At 61.1% G+C, this 21,827-nt stretch carries 18 protein-coding genes; 15 read left to right on the top strand and 3 right to left on the bottom strand.

Features of this window, described 5'->3' with window-relative positions; translation table 11 throughout:
• Window positions 1-53: 53 nt before the first annotated feature.
• From CR155_RS00385 to CR155_RS00395, 3 genes are read right to left on the bottom strand one after another with little or no spacing between them, the layout of a single operon-like run.
• Window positions 54-962, bottom strand: coding sequence for a DMT family transporter (locus CR155_RS00385; RefSeq protein ID WP_233213803.1), 909 nt, complete (start codon window positions 960-962; stop codon window positions 54-56).
• 42 nt (window positions 963-1,004) lie between these two features.
• Window positions 1,005-2,201, bottom strand: a complete 1,197-nt coding sequence (locus CR155_RS00390) for an acetyl-CoA C-acyltransferase (protein ID WP_102068031.1) — start codon at window positions 2,199-2,201, stop codon at window positions 1,005-1,007.
• A gap of 26 nt (window positions 2,202-2,227) precedes the next feature.
• Window positions 2,228-4,666, bottom strand: a complete 2,439-nt coding sequence (locus tag CR155_RS00395; protein WP_233213804.1) for a 3-hydroxyacyl-CoA dehydrogenase/enoyl-CoA hydratase family protein — start codon at window positions 4,664-4,666, stop codon at window positions 2,228-2,230.
• 108 nt (window positions 4,667-4,774) lie between these two features.
• Between CR155_RS00395 and CR155_RS00400 the strand changes: the two genes are divergently transcribed.
• The 15 genes from CR155_RS00400 (at window position 4,775) to hisB (ending at window position 21,822) form a co-directional block, all read left to right on the top strand.
• Window positions 4,775-5,548: a hypothetical protein gene (locus CR155_RS00400; RefSeq protein WP_102068033.1), complete on the top strand. Its 774-nt coding sequence runs from the start codon at window positions 4,775-4,777 to the stop codon at window positions 5,546-5,548.
• Between the two features lie 316 nt (window positions 5,549-5,864).
• On the top strand, window positions 5,865-10,661 hold the full coding sequence (locus CR155_RS00405; RefSeq protein WP_233213805.1) for a glutamate synthase-related protein: 4,797 nt from the start codon (window positions 5,865-5,867) through the stop codon (window positions 10,659-10,661).
• A 9-nt stretch (window positions 10,662-10,670) separates the two neighbouring features.
• Entirely contained in the window at window positions 10,671-12,134 is a 1,464-nt protein-coding gene (locus CR155_RS00410) for a glutamate synthase subunit beta (RefSeq protein WP_102068034.1), read from the top strand.
• 74 nt (window positions 12,135-12,208) lie between these two features.
• Window positions 12,209-13,036, top strand: coding sequence for an ABC transporter ATP-binding protein (locus CR155_RS00415; protein WP_102068035.1), 828 nt, complete (start codon window positions 12,209-12,211; stop codon window positions 13,034-13,036).
• Window positions 13,033-13,821: a lipid asymmetry maintenance ABC transporter permease subunit MlaE gene (gene mlaE / locus CR155_RS00420; RefSeq protein ID WP_102068036.1), complete on the top strand. Its 789-nt coding sequence runs from the start codon at window positions 13,033-13,035 to the stop codon at window positions 13,819-13,821. The genes CR155_RS00415 and mlaE overlap by 4 nt, the downstream gene beginning before the upstream one ends.
• Window positions 13,822-13,840: 19 nt before the next feature.
• Window positions 13,841-14,416 (top strand): outer membrane lipid asymmetry maintenance protein MlaD, encoded by a 576-nt coding sequence (gene mlaD / locus CR155_RS00425; RefSeq protein WP_102068037.1) that lies wholly within the window; start codon window positions 13,841-13,843, stop codon window positions 14,414-14,416.
• Between the two features lie 52 nt (window positions 14,417-14,468).
• A complete protein-coding gene (locus tag CR155_RS00430; protein WP_102068038.1) occupies window positions 14,469-15,308 on the top strand; it encodes an MlaA family lipoprotein in 840 nt (279 codons plus the stop codon).
• 11 nt (window positions 15,309-15,319) lie between these two features.
• Window positions 15,320-15,976 carry an MlaC/ttg2D family ABC transporter substrate-binding protein gene (locus CR155_RS00435; protein ID WP_102068039.1) on the top strand — a complete coding sequence of 219 codons (657 nt, stop codon included), beginning with the start codon at window positions 15,320-15,322 and terminating at the stop codon, window positions 15,974-15,976.
• A gap of 85 nt (window positions 15,977-16,061) precedes the next feature.
• Entirely contained in the window at window positions 16,062-16,853 is a 792-nt protein-coding gene (locus CR155_RS00440; RefSeq protein ID WP_102068040.1) for an ABC transporter ATP-binding protein, read from the top strand.
• The gene (locus tag CR155_RS00445) at window positions 16,850-17,644 is read left to right on the top strand and encodes an ABC transporter permease (protein ID WP_199171636.1); all 795 of its coding nucleotides are present in this window, start codon (window positions 16,850-16,852) and stop codon (window positions 17,642-17,644) included. Before CR155_RS00440 ends, CR155_RS00445 begins: the two co-directional genes overlap by 4 nt.
• Before the next feature lie 5 nt (window positions 17,645-17,649).
• Window positions 17,650-17,898 (top strand): BolA family protein, encoded by a 249-nt coding sequence (locus CR155_RS00450; protein WP_199171637.1) that lies wholly within the window; start codon window positions 17,650-17,652, stop codon window positions 17,896-17,898.
• Window positions 17,891-19,156: a UDP-N-acetylglucosamine 1-carboxyvinyltransferase gene (gene murA / locus CR155_RS00455; protein WP_102068043.1), complete on the top strand. Its 1,266-nt coding sequence runs from the start codon at window positions 17,891-17,893 to the stop codon at window positions 19,154-19,156. The genes CR155_RS00450 and murA overlap by 8 nt, the downstream gene beginning before the upstream one ends.
• A complete protein-coding gene (gene hisG / locus CR155_RS00460) occupies window positions 19,153-19,824 on the top strand; it encodes an ATP phosphoribosyltransferase (RefSeq protein WP_102068044.1) in 672 nt (223 codons plus the stop codon). Before murA ends, hisG begins: the two co-directional genes overlap by 4 nt.
• Window positions 19,825-19,918: 94 nt before the next feature.
• Window positions 19,919-21,232 carry a histidinol dehydrogenase gene (hisD, locus tag CR155_RS00465; protein ID WP_102068045.1) on the top strand — a complete coding sequence of 438 codons (1,314 nt, stop codon included), beginning with the start codon at window positions 19,919-19,921 and terminating at the stop codon, window positions 21,230-21,232.
• A 2-nt stretch (window positions 21,233-21,234) separates the two neighbouring features.
• The gene (hisB, locus tag CR155_RS00470) at window positions 21,235-21,822 is read left to right on the top strand and encodes an imidazoleglycerol-phosphate dehydratase HisB (RefSeq protein WP_102068046.1); all 588 of its coding nucleotides are present in this window, start codon (window positions 21,235-21,237) and stop codon (window positions 21,820-21,822) included.
• Window positions 21,823-21,827: the final 5 nt, after the last annotated feature.

The following is a 21,827-nucleotide window of genomic DNA, read 5'->3' on the forward strand; positions in this document are numbered from 1 at the left end:
GAGCACCCGTCGTTCCGGTATTCATGTGTGGCCAGATACGCCCGGTACACGCCTCAGACTGCCACCACCTTAGGACGCCGAGTGCCCAGATAGGTGCCCAACAAGATCCCGGCCACGCCTATCAGATGCCAGAGCGTGAATGGTTCGCCCAGCAACAGCATGGCGAACCCAACGCCGAAGACCGGGATCCAGTACTGAAACACCGATGTCCGGGCCACGCCCAGTTCCGCAATGGCGCGATTCCACAGCATATTGCAGATGGCTGTGGCCACGATGCCGGTGAACACCAGCAAAGCCAATGGCCACAAGCCCGGAAGCAGAACGGCCTCCAGGCTGAATTCAACCGTTTTGCTGAAGTACAGGTGCACGCTGAGCAGCACAGCGCCTATGGTGTAGATGAAGGTGCTGATCACCAGGGCATTGAAGTGTCGTGCCAGGTTCTGGATCAGCATGCCGCCCACCACGAAGGTGAACATGGCCGCGAATATTTGCGCGTCGCCCCAGTTGGCGCCTGCCAGCGCGGCGTTCGAGTTGCTGAACACCACGGTGAATACGCCGCCGAAACCCAGGACAATGCCCAGGAACCGCACTCCCGTCAACGGTTCGCGAAAGACCAGGGCGGCCAGTATGGAAGCCACCAAAGGGCTGAGCGCCATGATCAATGATGAATTGGTGGCGCTGGCCGTCTGCATGCCGGTGGTAAACAGGATCTGGTTGACGTAGACCATGAGGAAACCGCAAGCAATGAAGCGCAGCCATTGCCCTGCCGTGATGGCCAGCAGGCGCACTGGCCGGCGCGACCAGGCCAGCGTGAGATTGATGACGATCGCCGCCAGGACCATGCGCAGGCAGGCGACGATCAAAGGATCGAGATAGCCGGTTAAAACCTTGACCGCCGAAATGTTCAACCCCCAAATAGCCATGGTGCCGATCAACAGCAACTGCATCTTGACAGGATTCATTGGGGGATTGAAGAAGTCGTATTGGTGGCTAGCATATCAGTTTTAGACGCGCTGAAAGATCCCTGCCGCTCCCATGCCGGTGCCTACGCACATGGTCAGCATGCCGTAGTCCAGGCTGCGCCGGCGCAATCCATGCACCACGGTCGCCGCCCGTATGGCGCCTGTGGCGCCCAGCGGATGACCCAGCGCAATGGCGCCGCCCAAGGGGTTGACGATGTCCGGGTTCAGGCCCAGGTCGCGTATGACCGCCAGCGATTGCGCGGCAAATGCCTCATTCAGCTCTATCCAGCCGATTTGATCGAGGCGCAGGCCTGCCAGCTTCAAGGCATGAGGGATGGCTTCCTTGGGCCCGATGCCCATGATTTCAGGCGGCACGCCTTTTACGGCGAAGGACACGAATCGCGCCAGGGGCGTGAGGTTGTGGGCCTTCAGCGCGCGCTCCGATACGACCAGCAAGGCGCCCGCGCCGTCGGAAATCTGTGAGCTGTTGCCCGCTGTGACGCTGCCGCGGGCGGCGAACGCCGGGCGCAGCTTTGCCAGAGCCTGCATGCTGGTATCCGCCCGGGGGCCTTCGTCCAGCATGACTGTTTTATGACTGATCACGATTTCGCCGGTAGCAAGGTCAGGCGTTCGGCTCATGACATCAATGGGCAATATTTCGTCGGCGAACTCGCCCGCTTGCTGGCCAGCGATGGCGCGCTGGTTGGATTGCAGGGCAAAGGCATCCTGGTCTTCGCGCGAGACTTTCCAGCGTGTGGCAACCTGCTCCGCCGTCAGGCCCATGCCGTAGGCAATGCCCAGGTTCTCGTCATCGGAAAAAATACGCGGGCTGAACGAGGTGCTGACACCCATGGTGGGAACCAGGCTCATGGATTCGGTGCCGGCCGCGATGATGATGTCGGCCTCGCCCACGCGTATGCGGTCGGCAGCCATGGCGATGGCAGTCAGGCCGGATGCGCAGAAGCGATTGACGGTCACGCCGGCCACCGACGAAGGCAGGCCGGCGAGCAAAGCGCCAATGCGCGCCACGTTCAGACCTTGCGGTCCCTCCGGGATGGCGCAGCCCACAATGGCGTCTTCAATGGCCGCCGGATCCAGGTCGGGCACCTGTGCCAGCAGGCCTTTGATGACGGTTGCCAGCAGCTCGTCTGGACGGGTATGCGAAAAAATGCCCCGCGGCGCCTTGCCAATAGGACTGCGTGTTGCCGCGACGATGTAGGCTTGTTGCAATGTGGTCATGCATGACTCCGTTGTGGTCTTGGCTATCAGTTACGGACCGGTTTGCCGGTTTCCAGAATGCCCGCGATACGCTCTTGCGTCTTGGGCTGGACCAGCAATTCCAGGAAAGCCTCGCGCTCACGTTTGAGCATCCAGGCTTCATCCACCAGCGAGCCTGGGTCGAGGTCGCCGCCGCAAAGCACGTGGGCAACTTTCTCGGCCACCACGAAATCGTGCTCGGAAATAAAGCCGCCCACCTTCATGTTGAGCAGCTGCGCCTTGAGCGTGGCGATACCGTCCCTGCCGGCAACCGGAAACCGCGACGGCAAGGGCGGGCGCCATCCCGCTTCGGCCAGCGCCTGGGCCTGGCGCACAGCCACATACAGCAGTTCGTGGCGGTTCATGACGATAGGGTCCGAGCCGCGCAGATAGCCCATGCTTTGCGCGTCCGGCGCAGATTTGGACACCTGGGCGCTGGCCACCGCCAGGGCAAACTTCTTGACGAAGGCCAGCAGGGGCGCATCCGGCGCGGCCTCGGCTTGCAGCTCGGCGGCTCGCCGTGCGCAATAGGCTAGGCCGCCGGCGCCCGGGACCAGGCCTATGCCGACCTCGACGAGGCCAATATAGGTTTCGAAATGCGCGACCCGTTGCGCACAATGGACCGCCAATTCGCAGCCGCCGCCCAATGCGAGGCCGGCCAGCGCCGCCACCACCGGCACCTGCGCATAGCGCAGCCGCAAGACCATGTCCTGCATCTCACGTTCTATCGGCTCCACGGCGGCCGCACCGCCTTCCATGAACGCGGGAAGCATGGCTTTCAAGTCGGCGCCCGCGGAAAAGGGATCGTCCAGCTGACCGATGACCAGGGCTTTGTAGGACGCTTCGGCCAGGTCGACCGCGTGCACGATCCCGCGCACCACACCGGGGCTCAGGGTGTGCATCTTGGTCTTGAATGACACGATCAACACATCCCGGGGATGTGGCGCAGGCAGGGTCCAGCACCGTATGGCTTCGTTTTCGTAAACCACTGTCGCGTCCAGGCCCTGGGCCTCGCCCGCAAGACGCGGTGCGCCGATCTGCCGCTGGTAGACAGGCAAGGTGCTGCGGCCTTCGTAGCGCTTGTCGCGCGGATTCCAGGAACCGGCAGGCGTATGCACGCCCTGCGCTTCCCAGACGGGGCCGCGCAGGGCCCATTGCGGCAGCGGCGCCGGGGACAAGGTTTTACCGGCGTCGATGTCTTGCTGTATCCAGCCTGCCACATCGCGCCAGCCGGCCGACTGCCAGATCTCGAAGGGACCCTGCGCATGGCCGAAGCCCCACTTCATGGCCAGGTCGACCTGGCGCGCCGTATCGGCAATGGCTTCCAGGTGTACGGCACTGTAATGGAAGCTGTCGCGCAACACCGCCCACAGGAACTGGGCCTGTGGATGTTCGGAATCATGCAAGGCGCGCAGCTTCTTGGCGGGATCGCGTTCGGCCAGGATTGCCGCGACGGATTCATCTATTTTGGCATCGGCGGGCACGTACTCCTTCCTGGCGGGATCCAGGCGCAGTATGGCCTTGCCTTCCTTGCGGTAGAACCCCGCGCCGGCTTTCTGGCCCAGGGCGCCTTGCTGTATGAGCCCCTCCACGACTGGCGGCACACCGAAATGGCCGTGAAACGGATCTTGCGGCAACTGGTCCTGCATGGTGCGTATGACATGGGCCAGGGTGTCCAGGCCAACCACGTCGGCAGTGCGGAAGGTGCCGGACTTTGCGCGGTCCAACCGTGTGCCGGTCAGTTCATCGACCAGTTCATACGGCAATCCGAACTTGTCGGACTGTGCGAATACCGACAGGATCCCGAAAACGCCAATGCGATTGCCAATGAAGTTGGGGGTGTCTTTGGCGCGAACGACGCCCTTGCCCAACTGCGACACCAGGAAGGTTTCCAGCAAATCCAGCAAAGCCGGTTCAGTGTCGGCCGTGGGAATGAGCTCGACCAGTGGCATGTAGCGGGGCGGATTGAAGAAATGCACGCCGCAGAATCGATGCCGCAGGGACTCGGGCAACGCCGCCCCAAGCTGCGTAATGGACAGGCCGGAGGTGTTGCTGGCTATGATGGCATCGTGCTTGATGGCGGGTGCCAGCTTTTGATATAAATCGCGTTTCCAGTCCATCCGTTCGGCAATGGCCTCGATCACCAGGTCGCATTCGCCCAGGCGGTGCAGGTCGTCGTCGTAGTTGGCGGGGACGATCAGGTTGGCGAGCGCCGGGGTTCCCAAGGGTGCCGGACTGAGCTTTGCGAGCTGTGCAATGGCGCGCTTCGCTATGCCGTTCTTGTCGCCTTCTTTGGCGGGCAAATCGAAAAGCACGACGGGCACGCCGGCATTCACACAGTGGGCCGCAATTTGAGCGCCCATGACGCCGGCGCCGCACACCGCCACCTTGCGCACATGGAAACGGGCGGTTTGAGCCGCTTGCTGACCGGATTGACCTGACTGCATAGACATACCTCCAAAGGAAACAGCTGTATCCGACAAATGTACTCGAAACGGCAAACAGCGGGCTACCCGTAGAATAGTGCCAAATACCACTTGAAGCCCTCATTCCCCATGGCCCGACTGCCTCGCCTTTACGCCCCGCAGGTTCCCCAGCTCGTACAGGCTGAATTTGCACGCCCCCTTGCCGCTGTATCCGACCCCACCCCGTCGGACGAACTGGACCGGCTGCTGGAATGGCTGCTGCACGACGCCCGCGAATACAAGGTGGCCGTGCATGGCTGGTTGTTGCTGAACGATCGCATCACCTTGCTGGCGACCCCACCCGATGCGCAAGGCCTGTCCCGGCTGATGCAGTCGCTGGGTAGGCGCCTGGCCATGCATATGCGGCGTGGGCGGGTTTTCACGGGCCGGTATCGCAGCACACTGGTCGAGCCCGGTGCCTGGGTGCTGCCGGCCCTGGTGTGGCTGGAGTCGCTTCCCGTGCAACAGCACTATGTGGACCGCGCCGAGAGCTGGCCGTGGTCGTCAGCCGCTGCTCACACCGGCGTGCATGCCGGCACCGAACCGGGCTCTCCTATGGGTTTCCCGGCAGGGTCGCTGAAAAGCTCGCCGTGGGGCACCGCAGCCATTGGCCGCACGCTGCTCAGCGACCACGTGGACTACTGGCAGGACGGCAATACGCCCTTCGCGCGCGAGGCCAGTTATCGGGAGCGCATACATAATGGCTTGACGGCGGCACAGACGCAACGCATCGAAAAAGCGCTGTTCGGACAATGGGTGCTGGGCGACACGGCATTTGTCGGGAAGCTGTCCACGATGGGCACCCGACGTCTCACACCGGCAGCCCGCGGCAGGCCTCGCACCGTAAAATCGCCTGTCCTGTAGCGAATTTTTCTCTGCCTCAAATCAAAATTTTTTTGCTCCTGAATGGTGCAAATCCTGGTGCAACATGAAACGCGTAACGCCATATCGTGTTTATTAAATGTTATTTTTCAATCGTTTAGATGTGTCCCCACTTAGTTACGAGAAATATCGATGAACTCCTAAATGGGGACGCACCCTATTTATTGCGCTTGTAATATCGTTACGCCAGCAGTATCTTTCGTCTACTGCACTGCACCAAACCCATGCTGCGCCCAGACTTGGTCCTGAAAACCTGTCGCGATAGCTTAACGGTGCCAATCGACCTGCGAGTCCTTCTATGTCCAAAATTTCAAGCGCCACGCCCACTTCCGCCGGCACGTCCGACGTGTCCGCCGCCAACCCGAGGCCTGGCCGCAAACCTGCCGTGATTCCCGCCACGCCGGCGCCCTTGAAAGTGTCTGGCCTGGCTCCCACGGCCCAGGGCCTGTATAGCCCAGCCAATGAACACGATGCCTGTGGCGTCGGTTTCGTGGCGCATATCAAGGGCAAAAAAAGCCACTCCATCATCCAGCAGGGACTCAAGATTCTCGAGAACCTGGACCATCGCGGTGCGGTGGGCGCCGATGAACTCATGGGGGATGGCGCGGGCATACTGATACAGATACCCGACGCCCTGTACCGCGAAGAAATGGCCGCGCAGGGCGTTGAATTGCCACCGCCAGATGAATACGGCGTGGCCATGGTATTCCTGCCCAAGGAAATGGCTTCCCGGCTGGCCTGTGCCCAGGAACTCGAGCGCGCCGTGCGCGACGAGGGCCAGGTGGTATTGGGCTGGCGCGATGTGCCGGTGGACCGCGATATGCCGATGTCGCCGACCGTGCGCTCCTGTGAACCGGTGATACGCCAGTTGTTCATCGGACGCGGCAACGACATCATGGTGCCCGACGCGCTGGAGCGAAAACTCTACGTCATACGCAAGACGGCCAGCCATGCCATCCAACATATGCGGCTCGCGCACGGCCAGGAATATTTCGTGCCTTCGATCTCGGTGCGTACCGTGGTCTACAAGGGTCTGTTGCTGGCCAACCAGGTCGGCAGCTACTACCGCGACCTGGCCGACACACGGGCCGTATCGGCGCTGGCGATGGTGCATCAGCGTTTCTCGACCAACACCTTTCCTGCCTGGCCTTTGGCCCACCCTTATCGCATGATCGCGCACAATGGCGAAATCAATACCGTGAAGGGGAACTTCAACTGGTTGCGCGCCCGCGAAGGCGTCATGCAGTCGGCCGTGCTGGGCGACGATCTGCCCAAGCTCTATCCCATCGTCTACGAAGGCCAGTCCGACACCGCCACGTTCGACAACTGCCTGGAATTGCTGGTGATGTCCGGCTATTCGCTGGCGCACGCCATGATGATGATGATCCCGGAAGCCTGGGAACAGCATACCGGCATGGACGAAAACCGCCGTGCATTCTATGAATACCATGCCGCGATGATGGAGCCCTGGGACGGCCCCGCCGCCGTGGCATTCACCGATGGACGCCAGATCGGCGCTACGCTGGACCGCAACGGTCTGCGCCCGGCGCGGTATTTGATCACCGACGACGACATGGTCATCATGGCGTCCGAGGCCGGCACGCTGCCGATCCCCGAGCATCGCATCATCAAGAAATGGCGCCTCCAACCCGGCAAAATGTTCCTGATCGATTTGCAGCAAGGCCGCATCATCGACGATTCGGAAATCAAGTCGCAACTGGCCAATACCCGGCCGTACCGGCAATGGATCGAACGCCTGCGCCTGAAGCTGGAGTCGCTGCCCGCCCAGAGCGCGGACGCGACCACGTCACCCAAGGTGGCGTCCCTGCTGGACCGCCAGCAGGCATTCGGCTGGACCCAGGAAGACTACAAGTTCATTCTGCAGCCCATGGCCCTTACTGGCGAGGAAGCCATGGGTTCCATGGGCAACGATACGCCGCTGGCAGTGCTGTCCGACCGCGCCAAGCCTTTCTACAACTACTTCCGCCAATTGTTCGCGCAAGTCACCAACCCGCCTATCGACCCTATACGCGAACAACTGGTAATGTCGCTGGTGTCCTTTATTGGACCCAAGCCCAATCTGCTGGATATCAACAACGTCAACCCGCCGTTGCGCCTTGAAGTGACCCAGCCGGTGCTGGACAGCGCGGCCATGGCCCAGATCCGCAATATCGAAAAGATCACCTCGAACAAATTCCGCAGCGTCGAGCTGGACATCACCTACCCCACCGAATGGGGTCCCGACGGCATTGAGGCCTGTATTGCCTCGCTGTGTTCGAACGCAGCCGACGCCGTGCTCAGCGGCTACAACATCCTGCTGATCAGCGACCGCAACATCGATAGCGAACGCGTCGCCATTCCGGCATTGCTGGCCACATCGGCCATCCACCTGCATCTGATACGCGCCGGCCTGCGCACCAAGACCGGACTGGTGGTGGAGACCGGTTCGGCCCGCGAAGTGCATCACTTCGCCTTGCTGGGCGGCTACGGCGCCGAAGCCATCCATCCCTATCTGGCGTTGGAATCGCTGGCCGCCATGGACCACCCTGAGGTGGCGACCAAAAACTACATCAAGGCAATCGGCAAAGGCCTGAACAAGGTAATGTCCAAGATGGGCATCTCGACCTACATGTCCTACACCGGCGCCCAGATCTTCGAAGCGGTGGGCCTGAACAGCAGCCTCATCGGCAAGTATTTCACCGGCACGCCCAGCACCATCCAGGGCATAGGCATATTCGAAGTGGCCGAAGAAGCGCTGCGCGTGCATCGGGCCGCTTTCAGCGCCGATCCCGTACTGAGCAATGCACTGGATGCCGGTGGCGAGTACGCCTGGCGCGTACGCGGCGAAGAACATATGTGGTCGCCCGACTCCATCGCCAAGCTGCAGCATGCCGCGCGTGCCAACAACTACAGCACGTACAAGGAATACGCCCAGCTCATCAACAATCAGTCGCGCCGCCATATGACGCTGCGTGGCCTGTTCGAATTCAAGGTGGATCCCGCCCGCGCGATTCCGCTCAGCGAAGTGGAACCCGCCAAGGAAATCGTCAAGCGTTTCGCAACGGGCGCCATGTCGCTGGGTTCAATTTCGACCGAAGCGCATACGGTGCTGGCCGTTGCCATGAATCGTATCGGTGGAAAATCCAATACCGGCGAGGGCGGCGAAGATGAATTGCGCTACCGGGCCGAAATGCGTGCCGGCAAGAGCACCGTCAAAAAGGGCGACACGCTGGCTTCCTTCCTGGGTTCGGACCGCATCGAGGCCGACGTGCCGCTGCTTGCCGGCGACTCCTTGCGTTCGCGCATCAAACAGGTGGCATCGGGCCGTTTCGGCGTCTCGGCCGAATACCTCTCAAGCGCCGACCAGATCCAGATAAAGATGGCACAGGGCGCCAAGCCTGGCGAAGGCGGCCAGCTGCCAGGTCATAAGGTCACCGAATACATTGCCAAGCTGCGGTATTCCGTGCCTGGCGTGGGCTTGATTTCGCCCCCGCCCCACCACGACATTTATTCCATCGAAGACCTGGCGCAACTTATTCATGACCTGAAAAATGTGAATCCCAGGGCATCGATTTCCGTGAAGCTGGTGTCGGAAGTGGGCGTGGGCACGGTGGCCACGGGCGTGGCCAAAGCCAAGGCCGATCACGTGGTGATTGCCGGCCACGATGGCGGCACAGGCGCTTCGCCCGTCTCGTCCATCAAGCATGCCGGAACCCCCTGGGAACTGGGGCTGGCTGAGACACAGCAGACGCTGATTTTGAACAACCTGCGCAATCGGATTCGCGTGCAGGCCGACGGACAGATGAAGACCGGCCGCGATGTGGCCATTGGCGCCTTGCTGGGCGCCGATGAATTCGGCTTTGCCACCGCGCCACTGGTGGTGGAAGGCTGCATCATGATGCGCAAATGCCACCTGAATACCTGCCCGGTGGGCGTTGCCACCCAGGACCCCATACTGCGCAAGAAGTTCCAGGGCAAGCCGGAGCATGTGGTCAACTTCTTCTTCTTTGTCGCCGAAGAAGTACGTGAAATCATGGCGCAGCTAGGCATACGCCGCTTCGACGAAATGGTAGGCCGGGTCGATTTGCTTGATACCCGTCCCGGCATCGATCACTGGAAGGCGAAAGGACTGGACTTCAGCCGCGTGTTCCATGCGGTTCCCACCACGACCGCGCTGTATCAGACCAGCGAACAGGACCATGCGTTGGACCATGCCCTGGACCATCAGCTGATCGAACGCAGCAAGGCGGCCATCGAGCGCGGCGAAAAAGTTTCTTTCATCACACCCGTGCGCAATCGCAACCGCACCATCGGCGCCATGCTGTCCGGGGTCGTCGCTTCGCGCTACGGCCATGAAGGCCTGCCCGACGACACCATACATATCCAGTGCAATGGGTCTGCCGGACAAAGCTTTGGCGCCTTCCTGGCCCACGGCATCACCCTGGACCTGGTGGGCGAAGCCAACGACTACGTGGGCAAGGGCTTGTCGGGCGGACGCATCATCGTGCGCTCGCCCAACGACTTCCGCGGCTTCGGGCCGGACCATATCATTGCGGGCAACACTGTCCTGTACGGGGCCCTGGCCGGCGAAGCCTACTTCAACGGCGTGGCCGGCGAACGCTTCGCCGTGCGCAATTCCGGCGCCGCCACGGTCGTGGAAGGCACCGGCGACCATGGTTGTGAATACATGACAGGCGGCACGGTCGTGGTGTTGGGTGAAACCGGTCGCAACTTCGCGGCGGGCATGTCCGGCGGCGTGGCCTATGTCTGGGATCCGGACAACAGTTTCCGCCATCGCTGCAACCTGAGCATGGTTGAGCTCGAGCGCCTGACGTCGCATGCCGAGCAGAGCAAGCTGGGCCAGCTGGAAACCTGGCACAGTGCTGTGCGTGGCGGCGAGCGTGAGACCGACGAGACCATTCTGCGTCAATTGATCGAGAACCACTACCGCCATACCGGCAGCTTCCGCTCGCGTGACGTGCTGGGCGACTGGGATCGCGCCCGCCAGTCATTCGTCAAAGTCATGCCCATCGAATACCGTCGCGCCCTGGGCGAGCTTTGGCGCGCGGTCAATCTACAACAAATTGCTGCCTGAGGAAAAGACATGGGCAAAGTTACCGGCTTTCTTGAATTCCAGCGTGTCAAAGAGACCTACGAAGCACCGTTGAAGCGGCTGAATCACTGGAATGAATTCGTTCACACCCTGACCACCGAAGAAGCCAGGCAGCAGGGTGCACGCTGCATGGACTGCGGCATTCCGTTTTGCACCAGCGGCTGCCCGGTCAACAACATCATCCCCGACTGGAACGACCTGGTTTACCGCCAGGATTGGCACAGCGCGCTCGACGTGCTGCATTCGACCAACAACTTCCCCGAGTTCACCGGCCGTGTGTGCCCCGCTCCCTGTGAAGCCGCCTGTACGCTGAATATCAATAGCGAAGCGGTGGGGATCAAGTCCATAGAGCACGCGATCATCGATCACGGCTGGCAGGAAGGCTGGGTTCTCCCCCAACCCCCGGCACGCAAGACTGGCAAGCGAGTGGCCGTCGTGGGTTCCGGCCCGGCCGGCCTGGCGTGTGCACAGCAACTGGCGCGCGCCGGGCATTCGGTGACAGTCTTCGAAAAAAGCAATCGCATCGGCGGCTTGTTGCGCTATGGCATCCCCGACTTCAAGCTGGAAAAGTCGCATATCGACCGCCGCTTGCGCCAGATGGAAGCCGAGGGCGTCGAATTCTCTCCATCGACCTATGTGGGCGCGCCCGAGCACGCCGAAGAGGGTCTGAACGCCCGTACGCCCGAATCGTTGCAGACCGAATTCGACGCGGTCGTGCTGACCGGCGGCGCCGAGAATCCGCGCGACCTTCCCGTGCCGGGCCGTGAGCTGCGCGGTGTGCATTTCGCCATGGACTTCCTGCGACAGCAGAACAAGGCCTGCAACGGCGACCGTGTCAGCAAGCAGATCACTGCCAAAGACAAGCACGTTATTGTCATCGGCGGCGGCGATACCGGTTCGGATTGCGTGGGCACCAGCAATCGCCAGGGGGCCGCCTCGGTCACGCAATTTGAACTGATGCCCAAGCTGCCCGAAACAGAAGACAAGGCACTGACCTGGCCTTACTGGCCGGCCAAGCTGCGGTCCTCGTCCTCGCACGAAGAAGGCTGCCAGCGCGACTGGGCAATCGGCACCAAATCGTTCGAAGGCAAGAACGGCAAGGTCGAAAAGCTCGTGGCCGCGCGCGTGGAATGGTTCAAGGACAAAGCCACTGGGCAGATGAAGATGCGCGAAATGGAAGGCTCGCAGTTCGAACTGCCTGCCGACCTCGTTCTGCTTGCCATGGGTTTCGTGTCGCCGGTGAAAAACGTGCTGGATGCCTTCGGCGTCGACCTGGATGCGCGCGGCAACGCACGCGCCAATACCGACGACTACATCACTAATGTCGACAAGGTATTTGCCGCGGGCGACATGCGCCGTGGCCAGTCGCTGGTGGTCTGGGCCATACGCGAGGGCCGCCAGTGCGCCAGGTCGGTCGATGAATATCTGATGGGAGCCAGCACCTTGCCGCGCTAGCTATTATTCTCCTGCACCACGGGCGTGTCCGGCGAGAGGATACAATGCAAGGCTATTCGCCAGGCTCCGACTCTATGAATCCACCACTCTCCGCCGACCCGATCGTCAAGTTTTCCAATGTCGCACTAGGCTACGGCGACTTCACGGTGCTGCAAGGCATCGACATCGAAGTCCGCAAGGGTCAGGTCGTGGCCATGATGGGTGGATCGGGTTCCGGGAAGACTACGTTGCTGCGCGCCGCCACGGGCCAAATCACAGCCAAGGAAGGCACGATCACGGTGTTTGGCAAGGATATCGCCCAGGAGCGCGACGAAAGCCTGCGAGCACTTCGCCAGCGCATGGGCGTGCTGTTCCAGCAGGGTGCCCTGTTCACCGACCTGAACGTCTTCGAAAACGTGGCGTTTCCCTTGCGCGAACATACCCAGATTTCCGAAAGCCAGATCACCGATTGCGTGCTCGATAAGCTCGATGCGGTCGGCCTGCGCACGGCGGCTCACCTGCGCATTTCAGAAATCTCAGGTGGCATGGCGCGCCGGGTCGCCCTGGCCAGAGCGATTGTCCTGGAACCGGAACTGATCCTGTACGACGAGCCGTTTGCCGGCCTGGACCCCATATCACTGGGCGTCACGGCGCAACTGATACGCGGAATGACCGACAGGCTGAACTGTGCTTCCATTCTCATTACCCACGACGTCGCTGAATCTTTCCTGATCGCGGATCACGTCTATATGGTCGGTCAAGGCAAGCTTATTGCCGGCGGAACGCCCGAAGAGCTCTCCGCGTCGCAAGACCCTTTCGTGCGCCAGTTCTTGAAGGGCGAGCCCGACGGGCCGATTGCTTTCCACTACCCCGCTACACCGGCCTTTACCAAATGGCTGGATCAACATACAGGCCGCTCATGACCAGTCCTGTTCAATCGATCACCCGCCTGGGAACAAAGGTACGCCAAAGCATCAATGGGCTGGGCGCCTTCATGCGCCTGGCCGGCGCCATTCTGGCGCGCAGTGGCAGCGCATTGAAACGCCCGGGCCTGGTTTCCCAGCAAATACACTTCATTGGCAACTATTCCCTACTTATTATTGCGGTATCGGGACTTTTCGTGGGCTTTGTACTGGGCCTGCAAGGGTATTACACACTCACCCGCTACGGCTCTGAAGAGGCATTGGGCTTGCTGGTGGCGCTGTCGCTGACCCGGGAACTGGGTCCTGTCGTCACCGCTCTGCTCTTTGCGGGGCGGGCAGGCACGTCGCTGACCGCCGAAATCGGCCTGATGAAAGCCGGCGAACAGCTGGCAGCCATGGAAGTGATGGCCGTCGACCCCATACGACGCGTGCTGGTTCCCCGCTTCTGGGGTGGCGTTGTCGCCATGCCCATTCTGGCGGCCGTTTTTTCCATGGTCGGCATTTTGGGCGGATGGATCGTGGGCGTCGTGCTCATCGGCATTGATCCAGGCGTTTTCTGGTCGCAAATGCAAGGCGGGGTCGATGTCTTCAAGGATGTGCTCAACGGCGTCGTCAAAAGTGTGGTGTTCGGCATAGCCGTCACACTCATTGCCCTGCACGCCGGCTGGACGGCCAAGGCCACGCCAGAGGGCGTGTCCCGCGCGACCACGCGCACCGTGGTCGCCGGCTCCCTGGTGGTGTTGGGACTCGACTTTGTACTTACCGCGCTGATGTTCAGCAATTAACGATATAGACGGATCAATCATGACGCGTGAAAAAACCGACTTCTGGGTAGGCCTGTTCGTACTTCTGGGCGGCATCGCCCTGGTATTCCTGGCCTTGCAGGCAGGCAATATGAATTCCTTTTCGCTGGCTTCGACTTATACGGTGCAAGCCCATTTCGATAATCTCGGCGGGCTGAAGGTACGTGCGCCCGTGAAAAGCAGCGGGGTGGTGGTCGGTCGGGTCGCCAGCATAGGATTCGACAACGAACGCTACCAGGCAGTGGCCACACTGGCACTGGAAGAGAAATACGCATTCCCCAGCGACTCCTCCGCTTCCATTCTTACTTCCGGCTTGCTGGGAGAACAGTACATTGGCCTGACGCCTGGCGGCGAGGATAAAATGCTGGAAGACAGCAGCGAGATCCAGTACACGCAAAGCGCGGTTGTCCTCGAAGAACTGATCAGCAAATTCCTGTATAGCTCGGCCGACAAGCAAGGAACGTCGACGGCGCCGGAAGCACCCATTTCGCCGCCGGTGTCGGGCCAGCACAACAATGGCGCAGCAGATGCCGCCCAGCCTGGGGAATCCAGTAATGAAACGCCAACAAAACCCTAAACCCGGACACGGCCGATTACAATCACGGGTGCTTAAAACAACCGCGAATAACATGACTCCCTTTATCCCCCCGGCCACAAGCCAAGGCCGCCGCCTGATCCAGATGACTGCCTTGCTGGGCGCCACGGCGCTTGCGGCGGGCTGTGCCACGGTCAACGACCCCACTCCCGATGACCCATGGGAAAGCTATAACCGCAGTATGTACACATTCAACGATACCGTTGATCGTGCCCTGCTCAAGCCCATCGCCGTCGGCTACGACACCATTACGCCGCAGCCCGTGCAAACGTGCATCCACAATATATTCAACAATGTGGCTGATGTCTGGTCTGCCGCGAACAGCTTCCTGCAAGCCCGCGGCCACGACTTCATCAATACGCTGGGGCGCGTGCTGTTCAATACCACCATGGGGCTGGGCGGCTGTATCGACGTCGCGTCCATGAACGGCTCCAAGCGCATCCAGAACGACTTCGGTGTCACGCTGGGCGTATGGGGCCTGGGATCGGGTCCCTATGTCGTATTGCCTTTCCTCGGATCCAGTTCGCTACGCGATGGCGCCGGTACCGTGGGCACCATGGCCGCAGGCGTTTCGCCCATTACACCCGTGTTCGAAATCGACAATATCCCGCTGCGCAATTCCATTATTGCGTTGTACGCCGTCGACACGCGTGCCAGTCTGCTGGATGCCGACCGCCTGGTCAATGACGTTGCGCTGGACCGCTACAGCTTCATCCGCGACGCATACATCCAGCGCCGCAAGGCGCAGGTGGACAGCCGCCGTGCCGGCAGCAGCCTGCCCGACTATAGCGAAAACGGCCTGCCTGACTACAACGACACCGACCTGCCCGATTACTCGGACGACGAAGCCCCCGCCAAAAAGGCGGCACAGTAACCAGGATGCATATGTTCACATTCTTTACCTCGGTTTTCTCACTGGCCAACGCCCGTAACCTACTCGGTGCCGGCTTGCTGGGCCTGGTCTTTGCAGGCTGGGGCGCGGCCCACGCCCAAGGCACCGTCGACGCCACCAAGTCTCCCAGCGACTTCGTGCAAACTGTTGCCAACAATGCTCTGAACGCGGTCAAGAAAGACCATGCCGTCAAAGCCGGCGACCTGGCGCGTATCAACAAGGTCATCAACGATCACGTACTGCCTTACGTCAACCTCGAAAAAACCACGCGACTCGCCGCAGGCCGCCATTGGCGCGCAGCCACACCGCAACAGCAGCGCGAGCTTGTCGAGGCCTTCAAGGGAACGCTCATCCGCACATACAGCGGCGCCTTCACCAAGGTTGACCAGAAGTCATCTTTTTCGATGTTGCCGTTCCGCGGCGATGCCAATGCCGATGACCTCGTGGTGCGTTCCACCTTGTCGCAAGGCAATGGCCCATCGGTAGGCATCGACTATCGTCTGGAAAGAACGCCCCAGGGCTGGAAAATCTACGACCTGAATGTCGAAGGCATCTGGCTCATCCAAAACTACCGCAATCAGTTCTCCCAGCAGATTTCGCAAAATGGCGTGGATAGCCTGATTACGGCGCTGAACGAGCGCAACCAGTAAAGGCTGACCTGAGGTCCGGCCTGTCGGCCAGACCTACTATAATGCACAGCTTGGCTTAATAACGAGCCGAGCTTTTTTTATTGCCATGCCTGCCCTCACTTTAGAAAATATTTCGAAGATTTATCCTGCCCGCCCGCGCAGCATGATGCAGTGGCTATCGTCGAGCCCCCAGGCCAGTGGCCTCCGGGCTCTGGACAATGTCAGCCTCACAGTGGAACACGGTGAATTCTTTGGACTGTTGGGTCCCAATGGGGCCGGCAAGACCACGCTCATTTCCATCCTCGCCGGCCTGGCCAGGGCCAGCTCCGGCACAGCCAAAGTCTGTGGTCACGATGTCGTCACAGATTTCAAGCAATCACGCCGTTCGCTGGGCGTGGTGCCGCAGGAAATCGTCTATGACCCTTTTTTTACCGTACGCGAATCGCTGCGGCTGCAATCAGGCTACTTCGGCCTGCGCCACAACGACGACTGGATCGACGAAGTGCTGGGCAACCTGGGCCTGTCCGACAAGGCCGACGTCAATATGCGGGCGCTTTCGGGTGGTATGAAGCGTCGTGTGCTGGTGGCTCAGGCGCTGGTGCACCGGCCGCCGGTCATCATTCTTGACGAGCCCACCGCCGGGGTCGACGTCGACCTGCGCCGCACGCTTTGGGAGTTCATTGCCCGCCTTAACAAGGAAGGCCATACCATCTTGCTGACCACCCATTACCTCGAAGAGGCCGAGGCCCTGTGCGGTCGCATTGCCATGCTCAAGGGCGGGCGGGTGGTGGCCCTGGACACTACGGCCGCGCTCCTGGCGCGCGTGGGCGGAACCGATCTGGAAGATGCCTTTGTGCGCATCATGAATGATGACGAATTTCTTGGAGTGACGGCATGAGCTCATCTCCGCTGATTCAACCGCGCACCGACATGGGTTCGGGTTTCCCCACCTTGCTGCGCAAGGAACTGACCCGCTTCTGGAAAGTGGGATTCCAAACCATCGCAGCACCGGTCATCACCGCCTTGCTGTACTTGCTGATTTTCGCGCACGTGCTCGAAGGTCGGGTGCAGGTGTTCGGCACGGTGCCTTACACATCCTTCCTCATTCCGGGTCTGATGATGATGAGCATGCTGCAGAATGCGTTTGCCAACCCGTCGTCGTCACTCATACAAAGCCGTATTACCGGCAACCTGGTGTTCATCCTGTTGCCGCCGCTGTCGCACCGCGAGATCTTCGCCGCGTATATTCTTGCGGCCACCGTGCGCGGCCTGTGCGTGGGTGCCTGTGTCTGGCTGGTGGCACTGTTCTTCATACCTTTGCCGGTCTCAAACGTTCTTTGGGTGCTGGTCTTTGCCGTGCTCTCCTGCGGCATCATGGGTACACTGGGCGTAATCGCCGGACTGTGGTCGGAGAAGTTCGACCAGTTGGCGGCCTTCCAGAACTTCCTGATCATGCCGGCCACCTTTCTGTCGGGGGTGTTCTATTCCATACATAGCCTGCCCCCTTTCTGGCTTGCCGTCTCGCGTTGGAACCCTATTTTCTATACGATAGACGGATTTCGCTACGGTTTTTTCGCGGTATCGGACGTATCGCCCTGGCATAGCCTGGCGGTTGTCGCCGCGGTATTTTTCGTGCTCTGCTTTTTTGCCCTGCGCCTGCTGGCCAGCGGCTATAAACTTCGGACTTAATCGCCATGTTGCCTACTCCAGAACAAGTACGTCAGTACATCGCCGACAACCTGCCCTGTGACCATCTGGAAGTCCAGGGCGACGGGTCGCATTTCGAAGCGCTCATCGTCAGCCCCTCGTTTGAAGGCAAACGCCTCATCGCACGCCATCAACTGGTGTATTCCGCGCTGGGCGAACGCATGAAAGCCGAGATCCACGCCCTGTCGATGCGCACGCTTACGCCTGCCGAATACCAGGCGAACCCGAATGGATAAGCTGCTGATCACCGGCGGCAATCGCCTGAATGGCGAAATTACCATTTCGGGAGCCAAGAATGCGGCGCTGCCTATTCTCTGCGCAAGTCTGCTCACCGCTGATCCGATTTACCTCGAAAACGTCCCCGGTCTGAAAGACATCGGCACCACCCTGCGTCTGCTCAGCCAGCTTGGCGTGCAGTCCGAACGCAGCGGGCCGGGCCAATTGCAGCTCAGCGCCGCGCAGGTGACCAGCCTGGAAGCGCCCTATGAACTGGTCAAGACCATGCGGGCGTCCATCCTGGTGCTGGGTCCGCTGCTGGCGCGCTTTGGCGAGGCCCGTGTCAGCCTGCCTGGCGGCTGCGCCATCGGCCAGCGCCCGGTCGACCAGCACATCAAGGGTCTGGAAGCCATGGGCGCCGAGATCCGGATCGAACACGGTTTTGTCGTGGCCACGGCCAAGCGGCTCAAGGGCGCGTCCATACTCACCGACATGGTGACCGTGACGGGCACCGAAAACCTGATGATGGCAGCCGCCCTTGCCGAGGGCCAGACCATACTGGAAAACGCGGCACGCGAACCCGAAATCGTCGACCTGGCCGAACTGCTCAACAAAATGGGCGCCCGCATCCAGGGGCACGGAACCGACCGCATTGTCATCGACGGCGTAGACAGCCTGCATGGCGCGTCTCATCGTGTCGTGGCCGATCGCATCGAAGCCGGCACCTTCCTGTGCGCCGTCGGCGCGGCAGGCGGCGACATCGTGCTGCGGCAGGCCGCAGCGGCCACGATGGGTGCCATCCTCGACAAGTTGCGCGAAGCCGGACTGGTCATCGAGTGCGGCGAAGACTGGATACGCGGCACCATGACACAGCGCCCACGGGCAACCGGTTTCCGTACGCGCGAATACCCCGGTTTTCCCACCGACATGCAGGCCCAGCTCATGGCCTTGAATGCCATCGCCGACGGCACGGCGGTGATAGTGGAAAACATCTTCGAAAATCGCTACATGCATGTCCAGGAACTGGGACGCATGGGCGCAAACATCGAAATCGACGGCCATACGGCGGTTGTGACGGGCGTGGCGCAACTGTCCGGCGCCACGGTCATGGCCACCGACCTGCGCGCGTCGGCCAGCCTGGTCATCGCCGGCCTGGCGGCCAGCGGCGACACTGTGGTCGAGCGCATCTATCATCTGGATCGCGGCTACGAACGCATGGAAGAAAAACTGCGTTCCGTGGGCGCCAATATCCAACGCCTGACCCAGGAAGCCGCATGAGCCCCGCCAGCCTAGACCGACCCCTGACGCTCGCCTTGTCCAAAGGACGAATTTTCGACGAAACCATGCCACTGCTGGAAGCGGCAGGCGTGCACGTTACAGAAAATCCCGAGACCTCGCGCAAGCTCATACTGCCCACCAGCAGTCCCGACCTGCAGTTGATCATTGTGCGGGCCTCCGATGTGCCCACCTATGTCCAGTATGGCGCCGCCGATTTCGGCATCGCGGGCAAAGACGTGCTGTATGAACACGCCGCCGAACATCCCGGCGGCCTGTATCAGCCCATCGACCTGAATATCGCGCGCTGCCGCCTGTGCGTCGCGGTACGGCAGGGCTTCGACTACGAAGCCGCCGTGCGCCAGGGATCGCGCCTGCGGGTGGCCACCAAGTATGTGCAGGCTGCCCGCGAACACTTTGCGCGCAAGGGCGTGTACGTCGACCTGATCAAGCTGTATGGCTCCATGGAACTGGCGCCGCTGGTTGGCCTGGCCGACGCCATCGTCGATCTGGTCTCCACTGGCGGCACTCTCAAGGCCAATAACCTGGTCGCCGTGGAAAACGTTGCCGAGATATCATCGCGCCTGATCGTCAACCAGGCCGCGCTCAAGACGCGCTCGGCCAAGCTGCAACCACTTATCGATTCGTTCAGGCGGGCCTCGGCAAACTGAATCCGGAGAACCTGCGTGCCGGTCGCCGCTGCCACGTTACCTGCGCGTTACGGTATACACTGATCATTACTATCCGTATTCCTCTGTGCCCACCATGCCGATTAGCCGTTTAAGTACCCTGTCCGACAACTTCGCGCGTACGCTGCGTACGCTGCTGGCCTTCGACGCCTCGCAAGACGCGTCCATCGAGCGCGCTACTGCCGACATCCTGCTCCACGTGCAGGAACAGGGCGACCAGGCCGTGCTCGAGTACACACAACGTTTCGACCGCGTTTCCGCAACCTCGCTTGCCGCCCTGGAAATCGAACGCGGCGAGTGGCTGGCCGCCCTCGATGCCTTGCCGGCCGCCCAGCGCAAGGCGCTCGAGACCGCGGCGGAGCGTGTGCGTGCCTACCATGCCCACCAGCGCGCGGAAACCTGGACCTATACCGAAGCCGACGGCACCGTGCTGGGTCAGAAAATCACGCCCCTGGACCGCGTCGGCCTGTATGTACCGGGCGGCAAGGCGGCCTACCCGTCGTCCGTCCTCATGAACGCCATACCCGCCAAGGTGGCGGGTGTGTCCGAAGTCATCATGGTCACGCCCACGCCCGACGGCATACGCAATCCCATGGTGCTGGCCGCGGCGGCCATCGGCGGCGTGGACCGCGTGTGGGGCATAGGCGGCGCCCAGGCGGTGGGGGCCCTGGCCTACGGCACACAAACGCTGTCGCCGGTCGATAAAATCGTAGGCCCTGGCAACGCCTACGTCGCGGCCGCAAAGCGGCGGGTATTCGGTACGGTCGGCATCGACATGATCGCCGGCCCGAGCGAAATCCTGATCATTTGCGACGGCACCACGCCTGCCGACTGGATCGCCATGGACTTGTTTTCGCAGGCCGAACACGATGAAATGGCCCAGGCCATCCTGCTTAGTCCCAATGCCAGCTACCTGGACGAGGTGCAGGCAGCCATTGCACGACTGTTGCCATCCATGCCTCGCGCCGACATCATACGCAGCAGCCTGGCCAACCGGGGCGCCCTCATACTGGTACAAAGCCTGGACGAAGCCTGCGCCATTGCCAACGACATCGCTCCCGAGCACCTGGAAATTTCCACTGAAAATCCAGAAATATGGGCGGAAAAAATCCGGCATGCCGGCGCCATTTTCCTGGGTCGCTACAGTTCCGAAGCCTTGGGCGACTACTGTGCGGGACCCAACCACGTATTGCCTACCTCGCGTACCGCCCGGTTCTCTTCACCGCTGGGCGTGTACGACTTCCAGAAGCGCTCAAGCCTTATCCATGTGTCCAAGGCCGGCGCTCAAACACTGGGGCAGGTCGCCGCAACGCTGGCCCACGGAGAAGGGCTGCAAGCCCATGCCGCCAGCGCCGAATACCGCCTCAATTCCACTGAATCCATTTCCTGAACATGCGTACTGCCGACATTACCCGCAACACCAACGAAACGCGCGTGCGCGTTGCCATCAATCTTGACGGCACCGGCCGCCAGACCATCAATACCGGCGTGCCCTTCCTGGACCACATGCTGGACCAGATCGCGCGTCATGGCCTTATCGACCTGGACATCCACTGCGACGGCGACACCCATATCGATGATCATCACACGGTGGAAGACGTCGGCATCACGCTGGGTCAGGCCTTTGCGGCCGCTGTGGGCGACAAGGCCGGCCTGCGCCGCTATGGCCATTCGTACGTACCGCTGGACGAAGCGCTCTCACGGGTCGTCATCGACTTCTCCGGACGTCCCGGACTGTACTACCACATTCCGTTCACCCGTTCGCACATCGGCCGCTTCGATGTCGACTTGGCGCGCGAGTTCTTCCAGGGCTTCGTCAATCATGCGCTGGTCACCGTCCACATCGACAACCTGCGCGGCGAAAATTCGCATCACCAGTGCGAAACCGTATTCAAGGCATTCGGCCGCGCCCTGCGCATGGCCACTGAACTCGATCCACGCAATGCCGGCGTGGTGCCCTCGACCAAAGGCGTCCTTTAACTTTT

Origin of the sequence: Pollutimonas nitritireducens (assembly GCF_002849615.1) — a bacterium.
GTDB classification, from domain to species: domain Bacteria; phylum Pseudomonadota; class Gammaproteobacteria; order Burkholderiales; family Burkholderiaceae_B; genus Pollutimonas; species Pollutimonas nitritireducens.